This window comes from Actinomadura madurae (genome assembly GCF_047130825.1).
In the GTDB taxonomy this organism is placed as follows: Bacteria; Actinomycetota; Actinomycetes; order Streptosporangiales; family Streptosporangiaceae; genus Spirillospora; species Spirillospora madurae.
In genome coordinates this window covers 5,882,005-5,906,350 of the sequence record NZ_CP083237.1, presented here as the reverse complement: position 1 = coordinate 5,906,350, position 24,346 = coordinate 5,882,005, and the positions used below count along the sequence as shown (strand labels likewise).

The 24,346-nt window shown below is 72.7% G+C and carries 22 protein-coding genes; 12 read left to right on the top strand and 10 right to left on the bottom strand.

The window, feature by feature from the left end:
• The first annotated feature begins 76 nt into the window (after window positions 1–76).
• Window positions 77–1,675, top strand: a complete 1,599-nt coding sequence (locus K8Z49_RS26730; protein WP_412515517.1) for an MDR family MFS transporter — start codon at window positions 77–79, stop codon at window positions 1,673–1,675.
• A gap of 94 nt (window positions 1,676–1,769) precedes the next feature.
• Complete coding sequence (locus K8Z49_RS26725; protein ID WP_075024083.1) at window positions 1,770–3,377, top strand: AMP-binding protein; 1,608 nt, start codon at window positions 1,770–1,772, stop codon at window positions 3,375–3,377.
• Between the two features lie 9 nt (window positions 3,378–3,386).
• Here the strand turns inward: K8Z49_RS26725 and K8Z49_RS26720 are convergent, their stop codons facing one another.
• On the bottom strand, window positions 3,387–3,794 hold the full coding sequence (locus tag K8Z49_RS26720) for an ATP-binding protein (RefSeq protein WP_235206295.1): 408 nt from the start codon (window positions 3,792–3,794) through the stop codon (window positions 3,387–3,389).
• A gap of 95 nt (window positions 3,795–3,889) precedes the next feature.
• On the opposite strand from K8Z49_RS26720, the gene K8Z49_RS26715 reads away from it, so the two are divergent.
• The 3 genes from K8Z49_RS26715 to K8Z49_RS26705 all read left to right on the top strand — a co-directional run bounded on the left by K8Z49_RS26715 (window position 3,890) and on the right by K8Z49_RS26705 (window position 6,681).
• Window positions 3,890–4,432 (top strand): helix-turn-helix domain-containing protein, encoded by a 543-nt coding sequence (locus K8Z49_RS26715; protein WP_412515516.1) that lies wholly within the window; start codon window positions 3,890–3,892, stop codon window positions 4,430–4,432.
• A 414-nt stretch (window positions 4,433–4,846) separates the two neighbouring features.
• Entirely contained in the window at window positions 4,847–5,755 is a 909-nt protein-coding gene (locus K8Z49_RS26710) for a hypothetical protein (RefSeq protein ID WP_412515515.1), read from the top strand.
• A gap of 44 nt (window positions 5,756–5,799) precedes the next feature.
• Window positions 5,800–6,681: an SCO6745 family protein gene (locus tag K8Z49_RS26705; RefSeq protein ID WP_412515514.1), complete on the top strand. Its 882-nt coding sequence runs from the start codon at window positions 5,800–5,802 to the stop codon at window positions 6,679–6,681.
• Between the two features lie 23 nt (window positions 6,682–6,704).
• On the opposite strand, the gene K8Z49_RS26700 is transcribed toward K8Z49_RS26705, so the two are convergent.
• The 3 genes from K8Z49_RS26700 to K8Z49_RS26690 all read right to left on the bottom strand — a co-directional run bounded on the left by K8Z49_RS26700 (window position 6,705) and on the right by K8Z49_RS26690 (window position 8,937).
• A complete protein-coding gene (locus tag K8Z49_RS26700; RefSeq protein WP_412515513.1) occupies window positions 6,705–7,454 on the bottom strand; it encodes a methyltransferase domain-containing protein in 750 nt (249 codons plus the stop codon).
• A 133-nt stretch (window positions 7,455–7,587) separates the two neighbouring features.
• A complete protein-coding gene (locus K8Z49_RS26695; protein ID WP_033330151.1) occupies window positions 7,588–8,310 on the bottom strand; it encodes a hypothetical protein in 723 nt (240 codons plus the stop codon).
• Window positions 8,311–8,421: 111 nt separating this feature from the next.
• Window positions 8,422–8,937 carry a CGNR zinc finger domain-containing protein gene (locus tag K8Z49_RS26690; protein ID WP_021597454.1) on the bottom strand — a complete coding sequence of 172 codons (516 nt, stop codon included), beginning with the start codon at window positions 8,935–8,937 and terminating at the stop codon, window positions 8,422–8,424.
• Window positions 8,938–8,974: 37 nt separating this feature from the next.
• Here K8Z49_RS26690 and K8Z49_RS26685 point away from each other — a divergent pair, with 37 nt between their 5' ends.
• Together K8Z49_RS26685 and K8Z49_RS26680 are read left to right on the top strand one after the other, a co-directional pair.
• Complete coding sequence (locus K8Z49_RS26685) at window positions 8,975–9,592, top strand: GNAT family N-acetyltransferase (RefSeq protein WP_412515512.1); 618 nt, start codon at window positions 8,975–8,977, stop codon at window positions 9,590–9,592.
• 31 nt (window positions 9,593–9,623) lie between these two features.
• The gene (locus tag K8Z49_RS26680; RefSeq protein WP_412515511.1) at window positions 9,624–12,566 is read left to right on the top strand and encodes an AAA family ATPase; all 2,943 of its coding nucleotides are present in this window, start codon (window positions 9,624–9,626) and stop codon (window positions 12,564–12,566) included.
• A gap of 10 nt (window positions 12,567–12,576) precedes the next feature.
• Here the strand turns inward: K8Z49_RS26680 and K8Z49_RS26675 are convergent, their stop codons facing one another.
• The gene (locus tag K8Z49_RS26675) at window positions 12,577–13,020 is read right to left on the bottom strand and encodes a hypothetical protein (RefSeq protein ID WP_412515510.1); all 444 of its coding nucleotides are present in this window, start codon (window positions 13,018–13,020) and stop codon (window positions 12,577–12,579) included.
• Window positions 13,021–13,324: 304 nt separating this feature from the next.
• Between K8Z49_RS26675 and K8Z49_RS26670 the strand changes: the two genes are divergently transcribed.
• A complete protein-coding gene (locus tag K8Z49_RS26670; protein ID WP_412515509.1) occupies window positions 13,325–15,025 on the top strand; it encodes an FAD-dependent oxidoreductase in 1,701 nt (566 codons plus the stop codon).
• Between the two features lie 15 nt (window positions 15,026–15,040).
• Here K8Z49_RS26670 and K8Z49_RS26665 read toward each other — a convergent pair whose 3' ends face one another.
• Window positions 15,041–16,312: a hypothetical protein gene (locus tag K8Z49_RS26665; RefSeq protein WP_075024090.1), complete on the bottom strand. Its 1,272-nt coding sequence runs from the start codon at window positions 16,310–16,312 to the stop codon at window positions 15,041–15,043.
• Window positions 16,313–16,480: 168 nt separating this feature from the next.
• Here K8Z49_RS26665 and K8Z49_RS26660 point away from each other — a divergent pair, with 168 nt between their 5' ends.
• Window positions 16,481–16,924 (top strand): Fur family transcriptional regulator, encoded by a 444-nt coding sequence (locus tag K8Z49_RS26660; RefSeq protein WP_021597704.1) that lies wholly within the window; start codon window positions 16,481–16,483, stop codon window positions 16,922–16,924.
• The gene (katG, locus tag K8Z49_RS26655) at window positions 16,917–19,145 is read left to right on the top strand and encodes a catalase/peroxidase HPI (RefSeq protein ID WP_412515508.1); all 2,229 of its coding nucleotides are present in this window, start codon (window positions 16,917–16,919) and stop codon (window positions 19,143–19,145) included. The genes K8Z49_RS26660 and katG overlap by 8 nt, the downstream gene beginning before the upstream one ends.
• Before the next feature lie 95 nt (window positions 19,146–19,240).
• Here katG and K8Z49_RS26650 read toward each other — a convergent pair whose 3' ends face one another.
• Together K8Z49_RS26650 and K8Z49_RS26645 are read right to left on the bottom strand one after the other, a co-directional pair.
• Window positions 19,241–19,672, bottom strand: a complete 432-nt coding sequence (locus K8Z49_RS26650; protein WP_021597702.1) for a Fur family transcriptional regulator — start codon at window positions 19,670–19,672, stop codon at window positions 19,241–19,243.
• Between the two features lie 102 nt (window positions 19,673–19,774).
• Window positions 19,775–20,737 carry a helix-turn-helix transcriptional regulator gene (locus K8Z49_RS26645; RefSeq protein ID WP_075024091.1) on the bottom strand — a complete coding sequence of 321 codons (963 nt, stop codon included), beginning with the start codon at window positions 20,735–20,737 and terminating at the stop codon, window positions 19,775–19,777.
• Between the two features lie 61 nt (window positions 20,738–20,798).
• Here K8Z49_RS26645 and K8Z49_RS26640 point away from each other — a divergent pair, with 61 nt between their 5' ends.
• Window positions 20,799–21,371, top strand: coding sequence for a DinB family protein (locus tag K8Z49_RS26640; RefSeq protein WP_075024092.1), 573 nt, complete (start codon window positions 20,799–20,801; stop codon window positions 21,369–21,371).
• A 1-nt stretch (window position 21,372) separates the two neighbouring features.
• Window positions 21,373–21,810, top strand: a complete 438-nt coding sequence (locus tag K8Z49_RS26635; protein WP_075024093.1) for a VOC family protein — start codon at window positions 21,373–21,375, stop codon at window positions 21,808–21,810.
• A 20-nt stretch (window positions 21,811–21,830) separates the two neighbouring features.
• Here K8Z49_RS26635 and K8Z49_RS26630 read toward each other — a convergent pair whose 3' ends face one another.
• On the bottom strand, window positions 21,831–22,940 hold the full coding sequence (locus tag K8Z49_RS26630; RefSeq protein ID WP_075024094.1) for a hypothetical protein: 1,110 nt from the start codon (window positions 22,938–22,940) through the stop codon (window positions 21,831–21,833).
• Between the two features lie 73 nt (window positions 22,941–23,013).
• Window positions 23,014–24,231: a L,D-transpeptidase gene (locus K8Z49_RS26625; protein ID WP_075024095.1), complete on the bottom strand. Its 1,218-nt coding sequence runs from the start codon at window positions 24,229–24,231 to the stop codon at window positions 23,014–23,016.
• Window positions 24,232–24,346: the final 115 nt, after the last annotated feature.

The following is a 24,346-nucleotide window of genomic DNA, read 5'->3' as shown; positions in this document are numbered from 1 at the left end:
GCCAGGGTTGGAGCCCTCGTTCCCACTTCTCCCGGAGGCTTTGTTGACCGAGCAGGCTCGACCACGATCGGCGCCGATGTCGCACCGGCAGATCCTCGAAGCGCTCAGCGGCCTGCTGCTGGTGCTCTTCGTGGCCATGCTGAGCAGCACCGTCGTGTCCACCGCGCTGCCGCAGATCATCGGCGCGCTGAAGGGCAGCCAGTCGCAGTACACCTGGGTCGTCACCGCGACCCTGCTGGTCTCCACGGCCAGCACCCCGATCTGGGGCAAGCTGGCCGACCTCTACGACAAGAAGGTGCTGCTCCAGGCGGGCGTCGCCATCTTCGTCCTGGCGTCGGTGGCCTCCGGGTTCGCGCAGAGCACGGGGCAGCTCATCGCGTTCCGCGCGGTGCAGGGGCTCGGCGTCGGCGCGCTGCAGATCCTCGTCCAGATCATCATGGCCGCGATGATCAGCCCGCGGGACCGGGGCCGGTACTACGGCTACCTCGGCGGCGTGATGGCGGTCGCCACGGTGGGCGGGCCGCTGCTCGGCGGGGTCATCGTCGACTCGTGGCTCGGCTGGCGCTGGTGCTTCTTCATCGGCGTCCCGTTCGCGGTGGTCGCGTTCGGGCTGCTGCAGAAGACCCTGCGGCTCCCGGTGGTCCGGCGCCCGGACGTGAAGATCGACTACGTGGGGGCGACGCTGATCGCCGCCGGGGTCAGCGTCCTGCTCATCTGGGTCACCTTCGTCGGACGGAACTTCGCCTGGCTGTCCTGGCAGACGGCCGCGATGGCCGGAGGCGGCGTCCTGCTCCTCGCGCTCGCGATGCGGGTCGAGTCCCGCGTGGCGGAGCCGATCGTCCCGCTGGACGTCGTCGCGCGCCGCAACACCGCGCTCGCGATCGTGGCGAGCCTCGCGGTCGGCATGGCCATGTTCGGCGGCGCCGTCTTCCTCGGCCAGTACTTCCAGATCGGGCGCGGCTACAGCCCGACCAAGGCCGGAATCCTCACCTTCCCGATGATGCTCGGCGTGTTCGGCGCGTCCGCGGTCGCCGGACGCCTCGCGACCAGGACCGGCAAGGTCAAGCCGTACATCGTGACCGGCACGGTCGTGCTGACCGCCGGGTTCGGGCTGCTGGCCACCATCGACCACCAGACCTCGCTGGTCTTCATCGGCGCCGGGATGTTCCTGGTCGGCGCCGGGGTCGGCATGACCATGCAGAACCTCGTGCTCGTCGTGCAGAACTCGGTGCGGCTGGACGAGATCGGCGCCGCGTCCGGCACCGTCACGTTCTTCCGCTCGCTCGGCGGGACGATCGGCGTCTCGGTCCTCGGCGCCGTCCTCGCGAACCAGGTCGCCGCCCGGATCACCGACGGGCTGCGCGGGCTCGGGGCGAGCCCGGCGGCGGGCGGCGGCGACGCGGGCACCCTCGACATCGCCGCGCTGCCGGCGCCCGTCCGGGAGATCGTCCAGGCCGCGTACGGCGACGCGACCGGGCACATCTTCATGATCTCCGCCGGGATCGCGGTCGTCGGGCTCGTCGCGGCGGCGTTCCTCAGGCCGGTGACCCTGCGCGACAGCCTCGACCTGGCCGAGACCTCCGAGGCGGCCGAACTCACCGGGACCTCCGCCGCGGACGACGAGGACGCCGGGACGGTCCCCGTCGCGCACGGCCGCCCGTTGTCACCTCCCTGACAACCGCCCGGCCGAAGAGCTGGCGCGGATCAGCAGAGGACGGCGCGCGACGTCCGTACCGTTCCTATCCGGAACCTCAACCGGAGGCGGTCACATGAGCGGACGGACGGAGTTCGGGCGCCGCGCGGCGTCGGTCGCGCGGGTGGGCGGCATGTTCGCCCGGAGCGGGCTGTGGCGTCCCGGGCCGCCGCTGAAGGTCGCCCGCCAGCTCGGCGCGCTCCGCCGCTGGGGCACCCTGCTCGGCGGGACGGTCGCCTCCGCCGCCGCGCGCGATCCGGACGTCGTCGCGGTCGTGGACGACGCCGGGGAGCTGACCTACGGCGAGCTCGACGCCCGCACCGACCGCCTCGCCACCGCGCTCGGCCGGTTCGGCGACGCCCCGCGCGTGGCCGTCCTCTGCCGCAACCACCGCGGCATGGTGGAGGTGCTCGCGGCGTGCGGCAAGGGCGGCTGCGACCTCGTCCTGCTGAACACGGGGATGAGCACCGGCCAGCTCGTGACCGTGCTGGGTCAGCAGGGCGTCGAGGTCGTGATCGCCGACGAGGAGTTCGGGGACTTCCTCGCGGCGGTGCCGGAGCGCGTGCACGCCATCACCGCGGGCGGGCCGGGGTCGGAGCTGGAGAGGCTCATCGACGCCGCGCCCGCCGCGCCGGTCGAGCCCCCGGCCAGGGCGGGCCGGACGATCGTGCTCAGCTCCGGCACGACCGGCCGGCCCAAGGGCGCCGACCGGCACTCGCGCCCCGGGCTGTCGCCGCTGGCGTCGATCCTGTCCCGCATCCCGTACCGGGTGCACGAGCGGATGTTCATCGAGGCGCCGCTGTTCCACACCTGGGGATACGCGATGCTCCAGACGGCGGTATCGCTGCGCGCCACCGTCGTCCTGCGGTCCCGCTTCGACCCCCGGCGGACGCTCGGCACGATCGAGGAGACCGGCGCGACCGCGCTGGTCGCCGTCCCGGTCATGCTCCAGCGCGTCCTGGACGTCCCGGCCGGCGTCCGGCGCGCGCACGACACGTCCTCGATGCGGATCGCGGCCGTCAGCGGCTCCGCGCTGCCCGCGACGCTCGCCACCGCCTTCATGGACGAGTTCGGCGACGTTCTTTACAACCTGTACGGGTCGACGGAGGCGTCGTGGGTCACCATCGCGACGCCCGCCGATCTGCGCGCCCACCCGGACACCGCGGGCACCCCGCCGCCCGGCACGCGGGTCGCGGTCCTGGACGGCGCCGGCGAGCCCGTCCCGGCCGGCGTCACCGGGCGGATCTTCGCCGCGAACGAGCTGCTCTTCGCCGGCTACACCGGCGGCGAGACCCGGGAGACGCGGGACGGCCTGCTGAGCCTCGGCGACCTCGGCCACCTCGACGGGGACGGGCGGCTGTTCGTGCACGGCCGCGATGACGACATGATCGTTTCGGGTGGTGAGAACGTCTTCCCGAGCGCGATCGAGGAGGTGCTGGAGCGGCTGCCGGAGGTCAGGGAGGTCGCGGTGGTCGGCGTCCCGGACGAGGACTTCGGGCAGCGGGCCGCCGCGTTCGTCGTGCTGCGCGCGGGGGAGACGCTGGACGCCGAGGCCGTGCGCGCGCACGTCCGGAACCGTCTGGCGCGCTTCGCCGTGCCGCGCGACGTCACGTTCGTCGACGCCCTGCCGCGCAACGCCACCGGCAAGGTGCTGCGCCGCGCGCTGGCCCAGGACGCGGGTTGAGCACGCGGGTCAGGCGTCGGCGGGTGTGCGGTGGGCGTCGACGACGAACCAGAGGCGGGTGCGGCGGGTGGTCTGGTCGAGCCCCCACTCGTCGGCGAGCGCGTCGATGACGGTGAGGCCGCGGCCGTGGTCGAGGCGGGGGCGCCTGTGCGGGTCGGACTGGGCGGGGCCGTCGTCGGCGATCTCCACGCGGAGCCGCTCGCCGTCGGTGGCGACGTCCACGGTGACGAGCCCGGAACCGTGCAGGATGGCGTTGGCGACCGCCTCGGCGGCCATCAGCTCGACGTCGTCCAGGAGCGTGTCGTCCGCGACGACCTTCGCGGCACGCTCGCGGACGAGGCGGCGGGCTCGCCGGCCGCCGTCGCCGTCGCCGGTGAAGCCGAACGGTTCACCGAGCCGTTCCATCCCTACGGTCACTGGGCTTCTGGGGCGAACGCCCCATCCCTTTGGCCGGGGAGGGTGCTCCTGCGGCTGGTCATGTTCTGTCGGTCCTTTCCGTTAGCGTCGGGTGCGTGTCCCGTTACCGTCTGCAGTCGACTTCCGATCAGGAGGCGGGGCTGCTCGAGCATTGCGGGCACGCCCGGTTCGTATGGAACCTGGCCGTCGAGCAGCACGGGCACTGGAGGCCCGACCGCCGGGATGCGCCGGGGTTCGCCGAGCGGTGCGCCCAGCTCACGGAGGCCCGCGCCGCGTTCGCGTGGCTGCGCGCCGGGTCGGTGACCGTTCAGCACAAGGCGCTCAAGGACTTCGGCCAAGCCATGGCCAACTTCTTCGGCGGGACGCACCAGCGGCCGACGTGGCGCAAAGCCGGTGTGCATGAGGGGTTCCGGATCGTCGGTCGGCGCGGCAGGCAATGGGATGTACGGCGCCTGTCCCGCAAGACGGGTGAGGTACGGGTCCCGAAGGTGGGATGGGTCCGGTTCCGCTGGTCCCGCCCTATCTCCGGCGGTGTGAAGTCGTTCCGGGGCATCCGTGACCGTGCTGGACGCCGGCACGTCTCCTTCGCACAGGTCTCGGGGAACCGCGAACCCCAACCCGACCTCCACCCAGCGTAGGAACGGTTGAAATCCCCCCGCCTTCAACGGGGGGAGGACGTCAATGCATCACCACTCGGACTCGGAAGCGCACCGCAATCATTCACCTGCGATGAGTGATCGGGCAACGCAACGGACGCATTGATCTTGGCCTTTCCGGGACAGCTTCACCCTCGGTGGCGGAGCTTACGGTAGGAGTTACCACAGAACTCCCGCATCACGGAAAAAGTGAACAACGACCAGCACATTGCTCACTTCACCACATATCTGATGGTGCTCCGTGCGCGCCGGTGCGGGGCGCGGGCATCGGTGGCGCGGATGTGAGGGGAACCACTCACTCGAACGTACAAATCGGGCGGTTTCTCCGTCTTTCAGCGCCAATCACCGACCGCGTTCCCCGTGTCACGCTCAAGGCCCACCCCGTGGAGGTGCGCCATGCAAGCGGTCGTCCTCGCCTGTGCCGCGCAGGCCGTCTACATCGCCGCCTACGTTCTCTTCAAGACCGCCGCAGGGCGGATGGGCCCGGTCTCCGGCCGCCATCCGGCCGAGGCCGCGGCGCGGTTCCTCGGCAGCCCGCGCTGGCTCGCCGGCCTGCTGGTGCTCGCGGCCGGCTTCGGGCTCTCGGCCACGGCCCTCGCCGGCCTTCCGGTCGCCGCGACGCTGCCCGCCTACGGGCTCGGGCTCGTCCTGCTGCTGGCCGTCGGGATGAGCGGGTTCGGCGAGCGCCCCACCGCGCGCGAGTGGGCCGCCGTCCTCATCACCGTGGCGGCGATGGTCGCCGCGGCCCTGTCGGTGCTGCCGGTGCCGGACGAGATGCACCGCGCGGACGGGGCCGCCGCGCTCCCGCTCCGGGAGGCGGCCCCGGTGTTCGTGCCCTCCCTGGCGCTGCCGCTCTGGATGTTCGCCGTGCGGGACCGGCCCGTCGCCGGCCGGCACGCACGGCCGCTGACGGGCATCGCCTACGGGTTGGGCGCCGGCGTCCTGCTCGGCGCGGCCGAGGCGTGCGGGCAGGGCATGGCGATGATGCTCGCGGCGGGCCGCGGGGCGGACGTGCCGTCCTCGCCCCACCCGTACCTGTTCCTCCTCGCGGGGACGCTCGGGGTCGGGCTGCTGACGATCGGCCTCCAGCGCTGCCGCCTCACGGTGATCGTCACCGTCGTCACGGTCACCGCGAAGACGCACCTGCTGCTGTCGGCCACGCTGCTGTACGGGGAGCCGTGGCCCCGGGAGACCGGGCCGTTCGCGCTGCGCGCCGCGAGCGTCGGGCTGGCCGTCCTCGCCCTGCTGGTGTTCCCCCGCCACGAGCGCCGTCCCGCCCGCAGACCGGTCGACGTTCCAATCTAGTCAATGTCAAGATAGGGTGGGAGGCAACGAGAGAGGAGACGTCGATGACGGACGACCCGGGCCTGGCACGGCAGATGTGGCACCAGCTCGAAGCCGTGCACGCCCTGTTCTGGTACTCGCCCGAGGTGTTCGCCGAGGCGGAGCGGCTCGGCTACGACACCGGCACCCGCTGGCCGAGCTACTTCGCCTGGCGTGCCGCGCCCCTCGGCGCCGCGGGCCCCGAGCTGGTCTCGGCCGCCTTCTACAGCTTCAGCCCCCGCATGGTGGCCGAGCACGTCCCCGCGGCCTGGGCGGTCGCGCCGCCCGAACGCGTCCTCGACGGGCGCCTCCGCGCCGTCGACGCCATGTACCGCGCGCTTCTGGGCGACGGCATCGCGGACGCGGACCTCGCCGAGGCCGCCGAGCTGGCCCGCGCCGCCGCCGAGGCCGCGAGCACGGCCGGGCGCCCGATCGCCGCCGCCAACGCCGGCCTGCCCTGGCCGGACGAACCGCACCTCGTCCTCTGGCACGCCATCGGCATCCTGCGCGAGCAGCGCGGGGACGGGCACGTCGCAGCGCTGCTCGCCCACGGGCTCGACCCGGCCGAGGCGCTGGTGTCGTTCGCCGCGATCGGGGCCGCGCCCGAGGAGACGTTCGCGAGCCGCGGCTGGACGGACGCCGAGTGGTCCGCCGCCCGCGACCGCCTCGCGTCCCGCGGCCTCGTCGACGCCGCCGGCACCGCGACCGCCGCGGGACGCGAACTCCGCGACTCCGTCGAGCGGCTGACCGACGACCTCGCCCACGAACCGTGGCGCGCGCTCGGCGCCGCCAAGGCCGACCGCCTCGCGCAGCTCACGATGCCGATCCTGGTGAAGGTGCTGGAAACCGGCCTGATGCCGGCCCAGAACACCCTCGGCATAGGCAAGGTCCCCGCCCCGCAGCGCTGACCGCGCCCGGCCGGCTCGCCCTCTCAGGGACGGGTCGCCGCCGCCATGAAGATCGGTACGGCTGCGAACAGCCGGTCGGTCCGGGCGCGTTCCCGCTGGTCGGCGATCCATGTCTCGGCCTGTGCGGGCGTGATCGCGCCGTGCTCGCGGCAGGTCTCGGCGAGGCGGGTGAGGACCGGCAGGAACGAGCCGTCGGTGAACACCCCCGTGTGCACCTCGACCGTCACGTCGCGGAAGCCGGCGTCCAGCAGGAGGTTGCGGTACCGGCGGGCGGCCCGCGGCGACGCGACCAGGTCGGCGCGTTTCTGCACGATGGTGCGGGTGACCTCCGGGTCGGCGGAATCGATCGCGAACGTGTCCCAGTCCTGTCCGCACAGCACGACGCGCCCGCCCTGGGTGAGAACCCGGTGTGCTTCGGCGAGCGCCCGCCCCGGGTCGGCCAGCGTGTGGACGACCTTGTCGGCCCGATAGCCCGCGGCCTCCCCGTCCCCGAGCGGCAGGGCGTACGCGTCCCCGACGCGGAACTCGCCGTCCGGCCGGCGTTTCCGCGCCAGCGCGATCATCTGGTCGTCAACGTCGATCCCCATCACCCGGACGCCCTGGTCCGCCAGCTCGGCGACGGCGCGCCCGGCACCGCAGCCGACATCGACCGTGAGCGAGCCCGGGGCGGAACGCAGCAGTTCGTACGAGCGGGCGCGCAGCTCGGCGGCGCCCGGGCTCGCGTCGACCGCATCGAGTTGAGGGATGAGGGCTTCGATCGTTTCGTTGGACATGCGCGTCATGCTGCGACTTAAAGGCGACTTGAAGTCAAGCGCGCCTAGAACCGGCGGCGCCAGAAGGACGGCGTGACGCCGTTCGGCGACAGGTCCTCGGGACCGAGTATCGGGACGTCCCTCGGGGCTGGTGTCAGGCGGCGAGCTGATCGAGGCCGGTCCGAACCCAGCTGAGGCCCAGTTCGTCGGCGGTGGTCCGGGCGGTCTCGACGAGAGTGGCACGCTCAAGATCATCGCCGGGCAGCTCGGCGGCGAGCAGGAGCTGGGCCGCGGCGATCTGCGGACGCAGGCCGACCGCGGAGCGTAGATGAAGCGAGCGCCGCAGCATGCGCAGCCCCTCGTCGCGATCGCCGTCCTCGATCACCCGCCAGGCCAGGTGGCGGAGCACGATCGATTCGAGGATCGGGTCGCCTTCCCGGTGGGCGGCCTGGAGAGCCTCGGTGTAGTGCGCCTTCGCGGCATCACCGTCGTCGCGGACGTTGTCGAGGAGCGCTCCCCAGTGGAACTCGGCCCATCCGTGCGTGGCCGGGTCGGCGGACGCGAAACGGTACCCGGACTCGGCGGTCTCGTAGTCCTCCGGCAGCGGGTCCAGCTTGAAGACCAGGCGGGTGTAGGCGAGCCGGGCGGCGAGCAGGCGGGCTCGCGGCGATTCCGGGCCGAGGTCCGCGATCGCGCCGGCCGCGGCGTCGATGCCGTCGAGCCTGAACAGGAACCGCTCGTACAGGATCTCGGCCCTCAGTTCGAGCGCTTCGGTGCTTCGCTCTCCGGCCAGCAGTGCGGCGGCGTGGTCCCAGTCACCGAGCACGTGCAGGCGGCGGGCGGTGTCGAGAATTGTGTAGGTGTCATTAGCGCTCATGCTGCCTACGCTAGGAGGCAAGGGTGTAGGTGGTCAAGCGAACTACGACGACTACATGTCGCCGAGCAGGGCGGGTCGAGTCCGCCGACGCGAGGTGCACGGCGGCGCGGCTCAGCGGGTGGTGGCCGCCTTGCGGCGGGCGCGGTAGTTGGCGACGGTCGTCCGGCTCGCGCAGGTGTTGGAGCAGAAGCGGCGGCTGCGGTTGCGGGAGTCGTCGACGTAGAAGCGCGCGCACCCCTCCGCCCGGCACCGGCCCACGGCCACCTCGGGGTCTCCGCAGATCGCGTGCGCGAGGGCCGCGGCGCAACTGCGGCCGAGCCAGGCGACGGGCTCCTCTCCGTCGCGGCCGAAGTGCAGGTGCTGTTGGCCCTCCCCGTCGTGCTCGCTGACGTGCATCACGGGCGGGAAGCGTTCCAGCAGCAGGTTGACGGGAGCGATCGGTCCGCCGTCCGCGACGGCAGCGACCGCCTCGCGCAGGGGCGCGAGGAGACCTTCCAGCTCGCCGGCGTCCGGTTCGGCTATGTGGTGCTGGCGGAAGAACTCCCGCCGCAGCTCGCTGGGCTCGTCACCGTTGACCAGTTCGACGGCCAGGCGGGTCAGATTGCCGATGTAGGCGACGTAACGCACTTGACCCCCTACCTCCTTCGTTCGCATAGTAGGCGGCATGAACATGAACACCAACTACGTTACGACGTCGCGGCCGATGCCGTCCGGACGTCCAGGGCCAGGTGAAATGATCGCCGACGTCGACCTGGGGCGGGGGCTGCGGCTGCGCACTTTGACCAGGCATGACGTCGCCCTCGTGGTCGAGGCGACCGGTACCGAGACGGCTCGTTCGCTCTGGGGGCCGCACCCGGCCGGGCCCTACACGCCTCGGGACGCGCACGCCGCCCTGGACGACTGGGATCCGGCCGCGGGAAATCAGGCGTCCTACGGGCTCCTCATGCACGACCGCCTGCTCGGTGCCCTGGGGTTGATGATCGACGGCCCGCGCAGCGCCGAACTCGCCTACTGGGTGCGGCCGGAGAACCGCCGCCGAGGACTGGCCCTGCGCGGTGTCGGCGCACTGACCCGCTGGGCGTACGACGACCTGGGCCTGGACCGGATCTGGCTTGAGATCGAGCCCGGCAACACCCCCTCGCTGCGTCTGGCCGACCGCGCCGGATACCGGTACGAACGACGTCTCCCGCGCCACTGCCGAGCCTGGAAGGCGACCGACCCCGACCGCGATACCTGGCACGACTGCATGATCTGGGGACACGTCATGGCACGATTGCGGTGATCGTGAGGAGCCGAGCTTGCATCGTCTGGTCGTGTCACAGACCTCCCCCGGGGCGTACCGAACCGTACTGGAGGCGCTCAACGCGCCGTTGCCGGCGAACGCACCGCCCGGACGGCACATCGTGATCGAGCCGGGTTCGTACCCGAACACCGGCTTTCGCAGCACCGGCGACTTCTTCATGGAGGCCGCGGCGGGGCTGGGGTCGGTCACGCTCGACGGCCGTGGCGCCGCCACGATCGAAGTCACGGGCCAGGTCGTGCTGCAAGGACTGATCGTCCGGAACTGGAGCGACGAGGGCACCGCGGTGGAACTCGACGAAGGGTCCGTCATCGCGGACCAGTGCGAGTTCGTGTCACGGTCCAACATCGCCGTGCGGACGTCGAAAGGCGGCCGGCTCTACCTGCGGAACTGCAAGGTGGACGAGGGCGCGGTCGTGTACAGCGCCTCGACCGGGGCCCTGGAGAACACCGTCCTCACCGGGGCGACCGGCAACGCGGTCGCGATCCGCAGCGGCAGTTCGGTGATGCTGCGGTCGTGCCGCGTCGAGGACGCGGCCCAGCACGCCATCTGGGCGACCGAGGGGTCCCGGCCGGTGCTCGAGCAGTGCACGATCAGCGGTCCGGGCAAGTCCGGGATCGTGGTCGACGACCACGCGAGCGCGACCATCCGCACCTCGACGATCCAGAACGCGGGTGAGACGGCCCTGGTCGTGCGGGACAAGGGCAAGGCGGACGCGGAGGACACCCGGATCTCGGACGCGGGGATCGACGGCGTATGGGTGCTGAACGGCGCCGTCCTGACCGCGCGCCGGGTCAGGGTGGACGCGTCGAAGCGGGCCGGGCTGATCGCGACCAAGAGCGAGGCGATCCTCCAGGACTGCGAGGTCGTCGGAGCCGGCGCCAACGGCGTGTCCGTCACCGAGAAGGCGAGGGTCATGCTCGTCCGGGGCCGGGTCGCCGAGGCGGACAAGGTCGGCTTCGGGCTGGGCGGCGAGGGCGTCGGCATACTGGAGGGGGTGACGGTCAGCGGCAACAAGGTCGCCGGCGTGGCCGCGGACCCGGGGGCCCAGCTCTCCATCCGGGAATGCTCGGTGACCGACAACGCCGGCCGGGGCATCGCCGCCTCCGTCGAGGCGAAAGTCGTCGTCAGCGATCTGACGAGCGTCCGCAACGGCCGGCCGGACCGGTTCGACACCCCCGTCAAGACCGGCGAGACGAAGGACGCCGCCAGACCGGCGCCCGCGAAGAAGCCCGCGAGCAAGGCACCCGCCGAGCCCAAGACCGGGGCGCCCGCCCCGGAAGGAAAGAGCGGCACGAAGGCGGACGCGCTGCTCGCCGAGCTGGAGGCGATGATCGGGCTCGCCGGGGTGAAGCGCGAGATCCGGAAGCTGACGAACCTGCAGAAGGTCGCCGAGCGGCGGCGCGCCGCCGGGCTGCCGCCCGGCCCGGCGATCGGGCGTCACATGGTGTTCGCGGGCCCGCCCGGAACGGGCAAGACCACGGTCGCGCGGCTGTACGGCGGGATCCTGGCGGCGCTCGGTGTGGTCGAGAAGGGCCAGGTCATCGAGGTGAGCCGGGGCGACCTCGTCTCGGAGAACGTCGGCGGGACGGCCCTGCGGACGACCGAGGCGTTCGAGCGCGCGAAGGGCGGCGTGCTGTTCATCGACGAGGCGTACACGCTGTCGCGCACGGCGTCCGGCACCGACTTCGGGCTGGAGGCCATCGACACCCTCGTCAAGCTGATGGAGGACCACCGCGACGAGGTCGTCGTCATCGCGGCGGGGTACTCGGCGGAGATGCGCGAGTTCCTGGCCGCCAACCCGGGTCTGAAGTCGCGGATCTCCCGGACGGTCGAGTTCGAGAACTACAGCCCGGGGGAGCTCGTCCAGATCGTCGAGGCGCAGGCCGGCAAGGCCGGGTACCGGCTCGCCGACGACGCGCGGCAGGCGGTCCTCGAACACTTCGCGTCGGTGAAGCGGGACGCGACGTTCGGGAACGGGCGGGCGGCGCGGCAGGTGTTCGAGGCGGCGGTGGAGCGGCAGGCGCAGCGCTTCGCCGACCTGGAGGAGCTGCCGTCCGCCGAGGATCTGTCCCTGCTGGTGGCGGCGGATCTCGACGTCGACACCGGCCTGGCGGCGCGGTTCGGGGAGGCCCGCGACCCCGGGCAGGTCCGCTCCGTCCAGGCGCGGCTGACCGCGATGACCGGCCTGGACGAGGTCAAGCGCGAGATCGGCGACCTGCTGGACCTGATCGCGTCGGCGCGGCGGCGGCGCGCGGCCGGGCTGGAGGCCGAGCCGTTCACCGGACACCTGATCTTCGCCGGTCCCCCGGGAACAGGTAAGACGACGGTGGCCCGGCTGTACGGGGAACTGCTCGCGGCGCTCGGCGTCCTCGCGCAGGGACAGGTCGTCGAGACGGCACGGGCCGACCTGGTCGGCCAGTACGTCGGGCAGACCGCGCAGAAGACCACCGAGGTGTTCCAGCGCTCCCGCGGCGGGGTGCTGTTCATCGACGAGGCGTACACCCTGTCTCGCCAGGGGGGCGGCCACGATTTCGGCCAGGAGGCCATCGACACGCTCGTCAAGCTGATGGAGGACCATCGCGACGAGGTCATCGTGATCGCCGCCGGCTACACCTCCGAGATGGAGGGGTTCCTGGCCACCAACCCGGGCCTGGCGTCACGGTTCGCCCGCACCCTGACCTTCGCGCCGTACCCCGTCGACGGCCTCATCTCCATCTTCGAGGGCAAGGCCAAGGCGGCGGACTACCGCGTCCCGGACCCGACGAGGCAGGCCCTGGCCGCCCACTTGGAGGCGAACCGCGACAAGTTCCGGCAGGGCAACGGCCGCGAGGTCGACAAGCTCTTCCGCGCCGCCGTGACCGCCCACGCCCGCCGCACCGAGCAACTCGCCAACTCCGGTACGGAGCTCACCACGGACCAACTCGTCACCCTCCTCCCCGAAGACATCGTCTAAGGCCGTCGGCTCACAATGTCGTGTCGGGGCCGTGTGACCGGCCCGGCTCAAGCCAGGTCCCCACGCATTTCCCGATAAAGGTCCCGCGCTCCGTGTCGGGAGTGACCGTCTGGCCGGTGTATCGCCATCGGTAGCGGGTTCTGACGCCGAATTCATCCGACAGGAAGAAGAGGATGAAACCGATGGCCCACATGGACGCGATACCGGAGGCGATCACTGTGGCCCCGGCCCAGGTCGGCAGGCCGTCGGTGTAGCCCGGGCCGACACCGGTGAACATGGTGAAGACCAGGACGAGCGACGCCACGGCGAGCACCAGCAGGGGCAGCAGGAGCGCGAACCAGAAGGTGCGCATCCGCTGCGCGCGCTTGACGCTGAAAACGGTGAACTCGGTACTCCGGCCACAGTGATCGCACACGACGACTTCTCTGGCCTTGCCCTGCTCCGGACGCCGCACCTGGCGGGTGCTGTCGACAAAGGAGACATGGGTCAGCGTCCTGCGCTTCTCGTCCGGTACGCGGCCCGTCTCGTGCCTCAGCCTCAGAGGGCACTCCGTCGATATGGGGGGCAAGGGCACACGATCCTCCGAGACGGCAGCCGCTGAGCCGGAGTGTAGTGGTGCGCTCGCTCTGCGCGCGGGGCCGGATTTGTCAATCGGGTGATAAACGCGCCGGAGAATCGTTGCGTTGTGTGCATGGTGTGCGACGGTCCGGAAGGCCACACTCGGGCCCTTCGTTCCCCCGACGAAGGTGGTGTGCGCGGTGGCCGAGGACGGCTTCGACTTCGACGTGATCGTGGTGGGTTCGGGGTTCGGCGGCAGCGTGTCGGCGCTGCGGCTGGTCGAGAAGGGCTACCGGGTCGCCGTGATCGAGGCCGGACGCCGTTTCGACGAGGACACCCTCCCCAAGACGTCCTGGCGGCTGCGCAAGTACGTGTGGGCGCCGCGCCTGGGGATGCGCGGTATCCAGCGCGTCCACCTGGTGGGCGGCAAGGCCGGGGTGCTGGTTCTCGCGGGGGCCGGTGTGGGCGGCGGGTCGCTGGTCTACGCGAACACCCTGTACGTCCCGCCGGAGCCGTTCTTCAAGGACCGCCAGTGGGGCCACATCACCGACTGGCAGGACGAGCTGAAGCCCTTCTACGACCAGGCCCGGCGCATGCTCGGCGTCACCACGAACCCGCTCGTCACCCCGGCGGACGAGGCGATGAAGCGCGTCGCGGACCGGATGGGCGCCGGCGACACCTACCATCCGACGCCGGTCGGCGTGCTCTTCGGCGAGAAGCCGGGCGAGGACGCCGGCGACCCGTACTTCGGCGGCGCCGGCCCGCGCCGGACGACGTGCACCGGCTGCGGGTCCTGCATGATCGGCTGCAAGGTCGGCGCGAAGAACATGCTGACCAAGAACTACCTGTACCTGGCGGAGAGGGCGGGCGTGCAGGTCATTCCCGACACGACCGTCGTCGGTCTCACGCCGCGGGCCGGGGGCGGCCACGAGGTCGCGACCGAGCGCACGGCACCGCTGCGCAGGCGCCGCGGGACGCTCACCGCCGAGCACGTCGTCCTCGCCGCCGGGACGTACGGGACGCAGCGCCTCCTGCACCGGATGCGCGCGGCCGGCCGCCTCCCGCACCTGTCGCCGCGGCTCGGCGAGCTGACCCGCACCAACTCCGAGGCGCTCCTCGGAGTCGAGCGGATGACCGTCTGGCACCGCAAGAAGGACGTCGACCACAGCACCGGGCTCGCCATCACCTCGTCCTTCCACCCGGACGACAAGACCCACATCGAGCCGACCCGCTACGGCGCGGGCAACAACGCCATGGGCGTCATCCGGACGCTGCTGGTGGACGGCGGCGGCCCGCCCCGCTGGCTGAAGTTCCTCGGGCTGGCCGCCCGGCACCCGACGATCATCCTGCGCGGCCTGTCCCTGCGGGACTGGGCCAAGCGGACCGTCATCGCCCTCGTCATGCAGACAGCCGACAACTCCATCACCCTCGGCGAGAAGCGGGGGCGCCTCGGCCGCCGCAGGCTCGTCGCGCGACAGGGCGACGGGGAGCCGAACCCCACCTGGATTCCGGTCGCCCATGACGCGGTCCGGATGCTCGCCGAGGAGCTGGACGCCACCCCGGGCGGGACGTGGTTCGACCTGTTCAACATCCCGACGACCGCGCACTTCATCGGCGGCTGCGTCATCGGGGAGACCCCGGAGACCGGCGTCATCGACCCGTACCACCGCGTCCACGGCCATCCCGGCCTGCACGTCGTGGACGGCTCGGCGGTCACCGCGAACCTCGGCGTCAACCCGTCCCTCACCATCACGGCCCAGGCCGAGCGCGCGATGGCGTTCTGGCCGAACCGGGGGCAGAAGGACCCGCGGCCCGAGCCCGGCGCCGCCTACGAGCGCGTCGAGCGGGTCATGCCCGACAGGCCGGTCGTTCCAAAGGGCGCCCCCGCCGCGCTCAGATGACGCGGGCGGGCGGCGCTACTCGTCCTCGGACGCCGTCTCCTCGGCCTCGGGCTCGGGCTCGGCGGCCGGTTCGGCGGCGGGCGGCTCGTGGGCGGTCCGGCGCGTCGCCTGGTGGACGCGGACGGCGAGGATCGCGCGGGCGAACCGGCCGGCCAGCTCGCCGTCCATCAGCTCGGGGACCTCGTCGACGCCGATGAGCCCGCCGGGCTGGACGGTGACCGCGCCCGTGTCGCCCACCTGCACCCCGCGCCGGCCGCCGGTGACGTCCTCCATGGACGGGAGGTCCAGCGCCGCCCGCAGCGTGTCCTGCAGGGCGCGGGCGGTGGCGGCGTCGCGGTCGATGCGGATCTCGGCGGCGTCCGCGCGCATCTCCGCCGCGTCCGCGCGCTGCTCGGCCCGGTCGGCGCGCTCCCGCTCGGCGTCGATGCGCGCGTCCGCGGCGTCGGCGAGCTGCTCGGCCCGGTCGGCGCGCGAGGCCAGCTCCACGGCCCGCGTCGCGGCGGAGTCGCGCTCCACGGTCAGCCCGGCGACCTCGCCCTGGACGACGCTGAGCTCGGCCCGCAGCCGCCGCTCGGCCTCGGCGGCCTCCTCCAGCCTGGCGCGCAGGCCCTCCAGTTCGGTGCGGGCGTCGGCGAGGTCCGTGCGCGCGGTGGCCAGCGCCGCCTGTTCCGCGGACAGCCGCGTGGCCAGGTCGTCGCGCTCGCGCTCGGCGTCGACGCGGGCCTGGTGCTCGGTGCTCCACGCCGCCTCCGCGCGCTTGCGGAGCCCCTCGGCGTTGGCGGCCTCGTTGGCGGACGTGGCCCGCGCCTGCTGGTGGGCGCCGGCCTCCTTCCACGCGTTGGCCTCGCTCTCCTGCGCCGCCGTGACGCTCGCCTTCGCGGTGGCGAGGCCCTTGCGCAGCTCCTCCTGCGCCTCGGCGACCTCCTTGCGGGCCGCCTCCGCGCGGGCCTCGGCCTCCGCCGCGCGGGCGTCGGCCTCGGCGGCCTCCTGCCGCGCGCCGCGCGCCTCGGCCAGGGCCTTCTCGGCGCTGCCGAGCACCTCGCGGACCTCGCCGTCCAGCCGCTCGCCGAGCGTCCCGGCCGTCGTCACGAGCTGGGCCACCAGCTCGCCGAGCCGCTCGACGTCCTGGCCGAACGCGCGCACCGGCACGGAATCGACTTCGCTGCTGCGCTCCACGACCGCCTCCGCCGGTTGCTGGTCCTCCGGCCCGCCCGCCGGGAGCCGGAGCGGCGCGGTCATGACGTCGTCACCGGCCGCGTCCGGCCAGACCCCTTGATCTTCGCGCACGCGAGCATCCTAGTGAAACGTCCTGATTCGCACCTCCCCCTCGGGACCACCGGGCCGGCGCGGTGATCGGCCGGCCGCCCGCGTTCACTGGATTCGCGCGTATTCTTGACTCATTCCAGAAAGTGGGCCAAGCTGTCCTCCGTGTCGACGCCCTCGGACTTTCCGGCGATGCTGCGCGGCGCCGCCCTGCGCGTCACCCGCCCGCGGGTGGCCGTGCTCGGCGCGGTGCACGCGCGGCCGCACGCGGACACGGACTCGATCATCCGCGCCGTCCGCACGGAGCTCCCCACGGTGTCGCACCAGGCCGTGTACGACTCGCTGCACACGCTGACGGCCGCGGGTCTGCTGCGGCGCATCCAGCCCTCCGGCTCCGTGGCGCGCTACGAGTCGCGGACCGGGGACAACCACCACCATGTTGTGTGCCGGTCCTGCGGCGCCATCGCCGACGTCGACTGCGCCGTCGGCGAGGTGCCGTGCCTGACCGCCTCCGACGACCGAGGCTTCACGATCGATGAGGCCGAGGTCGTCTACTGGGGCCTGTGCCCCGACTGCTCCACCGCCAGAGATACAGGCTCACCCACAGACGGCCCGGAAAGGAATCGACATGGCTGACAACGGCCAGGCCGACGTCTACGACACCAACACCGCGAGCGCGGGTGAGTGTCCGGTCGCGCACGAGCGCGCCCCGCACCCGACCCAGGGCGGCGGCAACCGCGGCTGGTGGCCCGACCAGCTCAACCTGAAGCTCCTCGCGAAGAACGGCGCCGAGCGCAACCCCCTCGACGAGGACTTCGACTACCGCGAGGCGTTCCAGACCCTCGACCTGCCCGCCGTCAAGCGGGACATCGCCGAGGTGCTGACGACCTCGCAGGACTGGTGGCCCGCCGACTTCGGCCACTACGGCCCGTTCATGATCCGGATGGCGTGGCACAGCGCGGGCACCTACCGCGTCCACGACGGCCGCGGCGGCGCCGGGTCCGGCCAGCAGCGCTTCGCGCCCCTCAACAGCTGGCCCGACAACGGCAACCTCGACAAGGCCCGCCGCCTGCTCTGGCCGGTCAAGAAGAAGTACGGCCAGGCGCTCTCCTGGGCCGACCTGCTGATCCTCACCGGCAACGTCGCGCTGGAGTCCATGGGTTTCACGACGTTCGGCTTCGCCGGCGGCCGCGCGGACGTCTGGGAGGCCGACGAGGACGTCTACTGGGGCCCCGAGACCACCTGGCTCGCCGACGAGCGCTACTCCGGCGACCGCGAGCTGGAGAACCCGCTCGGCGCCGTCCAGATGGGCCTGATCTACGTCAACCCGGAGGGCCCGAACGGCAACCCCGACCCGATCGCGGCGGCCCGCGACATCCGCGAGACGTTCCGCCGGATGGCGATGAACGACGAGGAGACCGTCGCCCTGATCGCCGGCGGCCACACCTTCGGCAAGACCCACGGCGCCGGCCCGGCGGAGAACGTCGGCGCCGAGCCCGAGGGCGCCCCGATGGAGCAGCAGGGCCTCGGCTGGAAGAACGCCTACGGCACCGGCAAGGGCGGGGACACCATCACCAGCGGCCTCGAGGGCATCTGGACGAACACCCCGACCCAGTGGGACAACAGCTTCTTCGAGATCCTCTTCGGGTACGAGTGGGAGCTGTTCAAGAGCCCGGCCGGTGCGCACCAGTGGCGGCCGAAGGACGGCGCGGGCGCCGACACCGTCCCGGACGCCCACGACCCGTCCAAGCGGACCCACCCGACCATGCTCACGACGGACCTGTCGCTGCGCTTCGACCCGATCTACGAGCCGATCTCGCGCCGCTTCAAGGACAACCCGGAGGAGTTCGCGGACGCCTTCGCGCGCGCGTGGTTCAAGCTGACCCACCGCGACATGGGCCCGGTCCAGCGCTACCTCGGCCCGGAGGTCCCGTCCGAGACGCTGGTGTGGCAGGACCCGGTGCCCGCCGTCGACCACGAGCTCGTCGACGCCGCGGACGTCGCCGCCCTCAAGCAGCAGATCCTCGGCACCGGCCTGTCGGTCGCGCAGCTGGTCTCCACCGCGTGGGCGGCGGCCTCGTCCTTCCGCGGCACCGACAAGCGCGGCGGCGCCAACGGCGCCCGCATCCGGCTCTCCCCGCAGAACGGCTGGGAGGTCAACGAGCCCGACCAGCTGGCGGTGGTCCTGCGCGCGCTGGAGGGCGTCCAGGAGAGCTTCAACAGCGCCCAGACCGGCGGCAAGAAGGTCTCGCTGGCCGACCTGATCGTGCTCGGTGGCTGCGCCGCCGTCGAGAAGGCCGCCAGGGACGCGGGCCACACCGTCGAGGTGCCCTTCACCCCCGGGCGCACCGACGCCTCCCAGGAGCAGACCGACGAGGAGTCGTTCGCCGAGATGGAGCCGACCTCGGACGGCTTCCGCAACTACCTCGGGAAGGGCCTGCGCCTCCCGGCGGAGTACCTGCTGCTCGACAAGGCGAACCTGCTCACCCTCACCGCGCCCGAGATGACGGTCCTCGTCGGCGGCCTCCGGGTCCTCGGCGCCAACTACAAGGGCTCGTCGCTGGGCGTCCTCACCGAGACCCCCGGGGTCCTGACCAACGACTTCTTCGTGAACCTGCTGGACCTCGGCACCACGTGGAAGTCGACGTCCTCCGACCAGGAGACCTTCGAGGGACGGGACGCCTCCGGCCAGGTCAAGTGGACCGGCAGCCGCACCGACCTCGTGTTCGGCTCGCACTCCGAGCTGCGGGCGCTCGCCGAGGTCTACGCGAGCGACGACGCCCGTGAGAAGTTCGTCAAGGACTTCGTCGCGGCGTGGGACAAGGTCATGAACCTCGACCGGTTCGACCTGATCTGACCCGCTCGTCCGGGCCCGGCCCTCGCGGGGGTCGGCCCGGACGGCCTCGACGGCCCGGACGTTCCGGACACCCGGACGTCCGGGCCGTCGCCGTCTCAGGCCTCGGTGCGGCAGCGCGGGCACAGCCCCCAGAACGTCACGTCGGCCTCGTCGACCAGGTAGCCGCCGTCGTCCACCGGATGCATGCAGGGCGGCTCGCCCTTGGCGCAGTCGACGTCCTTGAGCGCGCCGCAGTCGCGGCACACCAGGTGGTGGTGGTTGTCGCCGACGCGCCCCTCGAACCGCGCCGGGCTGTCGCCCGGCTGGATCCGCCGCACGAGCCCGGCCGCCGTCAGCGCGTGCAGCGCCTCGTAGACGGCCTGGAGCGAGATGTGCCCCACCCGGTCGCGCACGCCGTTCGCGATCGCCTCGACGCCGAGATGGTCACCGACCCGGACCGTCTCCAGCAGCGCGACGCGGGCGGCCGTCACGCGCAGCCCGGCACCGCGCAGCTCCTCGGCGGTCGTCGGCCCCTGAGCTGCGGTCATGGCGTCGAACCTCTCCTCACAAACGCGAACAGGTGAAGTCAGCAAATACCGCAAGTGTATGTGCTCGGCCCGCGATCCCGCCTGACCCGTTCCACCGGGCCGTCAGCCGTCGCCGGCGGCCATCGCCGCGAGGCGGCGGGCGAGCCGGGCGGCGGCCTCCCGCAGCTCCGGGGGCTCCAGCACCTCCGCGTCGAAGCCCAGCCGGACCACGTGCACGGCGAGCCAGTCCAGGTCGTCGCCGCCGGCGACGAGCACGCACCGCCCGCCGCCCTCGTCCTCGACCCGCCCTACCTGGGGCGGCACCAGCTCCCGCACCCGGTCGGGCGGGGCGTCCAGCCGCACCCGCGCGACATGGCGGTACGGCGCCGCGGTCACCGACCGCTGCACGTAGGCGACCGGGTCCGGGTGCTCCCGCGGCCGGAACCGCCAGGTCGTCGCCGTCACCTCGCGCATCCGGTCCAGCCGGAAGGTGCGCCAGCCGTCGCGGTCGACGTCCCAGGCCATCAGGTACCAGCGGCGGTTGGTCGCGACCATCCGCACCGGCTCGACCGTGCGCTCGCGCTCCCCGCCGTCCCGGCCCGCGTACCCGAACCGCACCCGGACGGCGTCGCGGCAGGCGCGCGCGAGCGTCACCAGCAGCTCCGCGTCGATCTCGACCCCCGGGCCGACGAGGGTCTCGGTGGCGCCGTGCACCGCCCGCACCTCGCCGCGCAGCCGGGGCGGCATCACCTGGTCGAGCTTGGCGAGCGCCCGCAGCGCCGCCTCGCCCGCGCCGGCGACCGTCCCCCCGGACGCCATCCGCAGCGACACCGCGGTCGCGATCGCCTCCGCGTCGTCCAGGAGCAGCGGCGGCAGCCGGGTGCCGGCGCCGAGCCGGTAGCCGCCGCCGACGCCCGACGTCGCCTGGACGGGGTAGCCGAGCGTGCGGAGCCGCTCCACGTCGCGGCGCACCGAGCGGTCCGTGACGTCCAGCTCGGCGGCCAGCTCGGCGGCGGTCCAGGACGCCCTGCGCTGCAGCAGCGCCAGCAGCCGCAGCACCCGCTCGGTCGTCGCCTCGACGGTCACGCGGCCATCGTCCCACGGATCGCGGAAGGATTCTGTCCGCGATATGGGGAACGCTGGACCCATGGCCGATCAGACCTGGAACCAGCAGCTCAGAGACCAGATCAACTGGCACTGGACGAACCAGCTGCGCGACCGACTGGACGGGCTCACCGACGACGAGTACTTCTGGGAGCCGGTGCCGGACTGCTGGAGCGTCCGCCCGCGCGGCACCGGAACCACGCCGATGGCGGCCGGGGCCGGCGCGATGACCATCGACTTCGCGTTCCCCGCGCCCGACCCGGCGCCGTTCACCACGATCGCCTGGCGGCTCGGGCACGTGATCGCCGGCGTGCTCGCGATGCGCAGCGCCGCGCACTTCGGCCGCGCGCCCGTCGACTACGGGTCGTTCGAGTACGCCGCGACCGCCGCCGAGGCGCTGGACCAGCTCGACGCGGAGTACGCCACATGGCTGGCCGGCGTCGAGTCCCTCGACGAGGCGGGCCTCGCCGAGCCGTGCGGCGAGGCGGAGGGGGCGTACGCCGAATATCCGCTGTCGGCGCTGGTCCTGCACATCAACCGCGAGCTGATCCATCATCTGTCCGAGGTCTGCCTGCTCCGCGACCTCTACCTGCACACTCACCGGGAGGCGAGCTGACATGGCCCGCGACGTCCAGATCACCTTCGACAGCGCCGACCCGGCCGCGCTCTCCGCGTTCTGGGCCGAGGTCCTCGGCTACCGGCTGCAGGACCCGCCCGGGGACTTCGCGTCCTGGGACGAGGCCCTGGAGGCGCTGGGCGTGCCGCCCGAGCGCCGCAACGACGCCTCGGCGGTGGTCGACCCCGAGGGCTCCGGGCCGCGGCTGTTCTTCCAGCGCGTGCCGGAGGGCAAGCGGGCCAAGAACCGCGTCCACCTCGACGTGCGCGCCGCGCCCGGCCTGGAGGGCGACGCCCGGATGGCGGCGCTGGAGGCCGAGGCCGCGCGGCTCGTCGCCCTCGGCGCCACCCGCCTCGACCGCCACGAGCCCGCGCCGCCGCTCGGCTTCGGCCACATCGTGATGGCCGACCCGGAGGGCAACGAGTTCTGCCTCGACTGACCGGGCCCGACCGAAAGCGCTCAGCGCAGCCTGCGCCGGACGCGCCGGACGTTGCGCCGTACGAACGACTCGTCGAGGGCGGCCTCCGCGAGCGCGACCGCCGCCTCCGCGCCGGCCGCCCCGACCTCCTCGGCGGTCGGCGCGGACCCGTCCTCCCGGCCGGGGTCGTACCGCAGGTCGCCGGCGTCACCGACGATCCGCGCGGACGTCCCGGGCAGCCCCCGGAGGTCTTCTTCGCTCCACCCGGCGACGCGGCGCCGCCACTCGGGCGGGATGACGGCCCTGCCGCCGCGGTCTCCGCGCGCCTGGAACCGCTCCGTGACGACCTGCCGCACCCAGTCGGCGTTCTGCCCGCTCCACGACCTCTCGCGGATGGCCGCGTTCATGGCCGAGAGCACCACCGTCTCCGGGGCGGTGAGACCGGTGTGCGCCTGCCGGCCGGTCAGGGCGGGGACCCCGTCCAGGCCGGGCAGGCCCGCCGCTTCCGCGAACCGCCGCCACAGCAGCTCCGGGGGCCGGCCGGGCGTGGTCACCACGGACACGCGCGCGGCGCCCGCCTCCGACCAGCGGCGGACCAGCCGGCTCAGCGAGAACGCCCGCCAGAGGTGCAGCGCGGGCTCCTCCTCCACGCGCTCCCAGCCCGCCCTCCGCTGCTCCGCCAGCGTCCGGAGATAGCCCGCGAAGCCGGCGCTCCGCCCGTTGCGGACGTGCTGCTGCCACAGGGAGGGCAGCGACCGTCCGAGGCTCCGCGCCGTGACGACCACCTCGACGTCGCCGGCCCCGAGCGCGTCCATCAGCCGGTCGACGGCGGGCCTGCGGACGACCGACAGGGCCTCGGCCGACAGCAGCACCGTGCCCGGCCAGGCGTTCACCTCGTCCAGCAGCGCCTTCCACGAGCCGGCCTCCTCGGCCGCCCGCTCCCGCGACACCCAGGGGAACTCGGTTCCGAGCAGCCCGTAGCTCGGCCACTCGTGGTTGGCCACGGTCCGCTTCCCGCGCTCCCAGTCCGGCGGGACGGGGTAGAGCACCCCCGCCTCGGCGAGCGCCTCACCGCCCGCCTGCAGCACGTGCTGCAGGAACGTCGTCCCCGACTTCTGGAGACCGATGTGCAGGACGATCTTCGAGGCCACCGCCCACCCCGTGCTCGCAAGGCCGCTGGAACCAGCAGACTAGCCCCCGCTCACCACGGGCTTCCGGAACCTGTCAGGCGAGGGGGGTCGTGGTGACCGAGGTGCCGAGGGCGCTGCCCTTGGTCCACTTGGGGAAGGGGACCTGCCAGTAGCCCCAGCCGTTCGTCCACTGGAGGCTGCGCTTGGTGCCGCTGATGGTGACCAGGTCGCCGCGGTAGGACCAGTGGAAGAACCACTGCGCGTCGTTCGCGGGGGAGCGGACGCAGCCGTGGCTGCAGTTGCGCCTTCCGAGGCAGGACGGGTCGTCCATGTTCTGGTGGATGTACTCGCCGCTGTTGGAGATGCGGGTCGCCCACGGGACCTTCTCGTCGTACCAGCCCGGGTCGCCCTTCTTCTTGCCGGGCGGGCGCATCCGCTCCAGCCGGACGTGGTCCATGGTCAGGTGGACGCCGCTGGTGGTGAGCAGGTGGTCGACGCCGTCGGCCTGCACGTCGCCGCCCGAGCCGAGGCTCACGCCCCAGGTGCGGACCGTCCGGCCGTTCTTCTTCACCACGGCCCGGTGGGTCTTGGCGTTGATGTTGACGGTGTGCGAGTCGCCGATCTTGAAGGTGCGGACGACGTCCCGGTCGCCGTACACGTTGTCGCCGATCTTCAGGCCCGCGTAGTGGACCTTGACGGTCACCTGCTGGCGCGGCTTCCACGGCTGCTTCGGCCGGAACACGACCGACGGGAGGCCGTTGAAGGACTCGCCGGCGCTCAGCCAGCGCCAGGCGCCCTCCGTCGGGGTGGTCGAGGAGATCTCGATGGCGCGCTCGATGGCGGGCTTGGCCTTCTCCGGCACGGCCTTGTTGAACTGGACGAACACCGGCATCCCGGTGCCGACCGTCTCGTTCTGGCTCGGCACAAGGTTGTTGACGCGGGTGGCGGCCGTCGCGCGGCTCGCGCGGAAGGCGCTGTTCGCGCTGGTGGACTTGCCGTTCGAGGACGTCGCCGTCGCCGACACCTGGTAGGCGCCGCCGGGCTGCAGGGTCCACTTCGAGCGCCACATGGTCTTGTCGGCGGACAGGGTGCCGGGGACGGCCGCGCCCCGCAGCTTCACCGACACGGCGCCGAGCGTGCCGCCGGCCGCGCTGACCGTCACGCCCTGGTCGGGACGGGCCCGGCCGCTGCCGTTCGCCGGGGTGATCGTCACCTGGGGAGCGCCGTCCCCGTTCTTCGCGGTGGTCCCGGCCGCGCCCTCGCCGCCGTCACCGCCACCGCACGCGGCCGCCAGCCCCAGGACCAGCGCCATCACCAACGCCTTACCTCGCACCGTTCTCCCTTAACAGCCCGCCTGGCCCGCGTGACGCGGGACGGCATCAAGATCGCTTGCGGAACGGCCCGTTGTTCCCGTCCGGCCCGGAAGG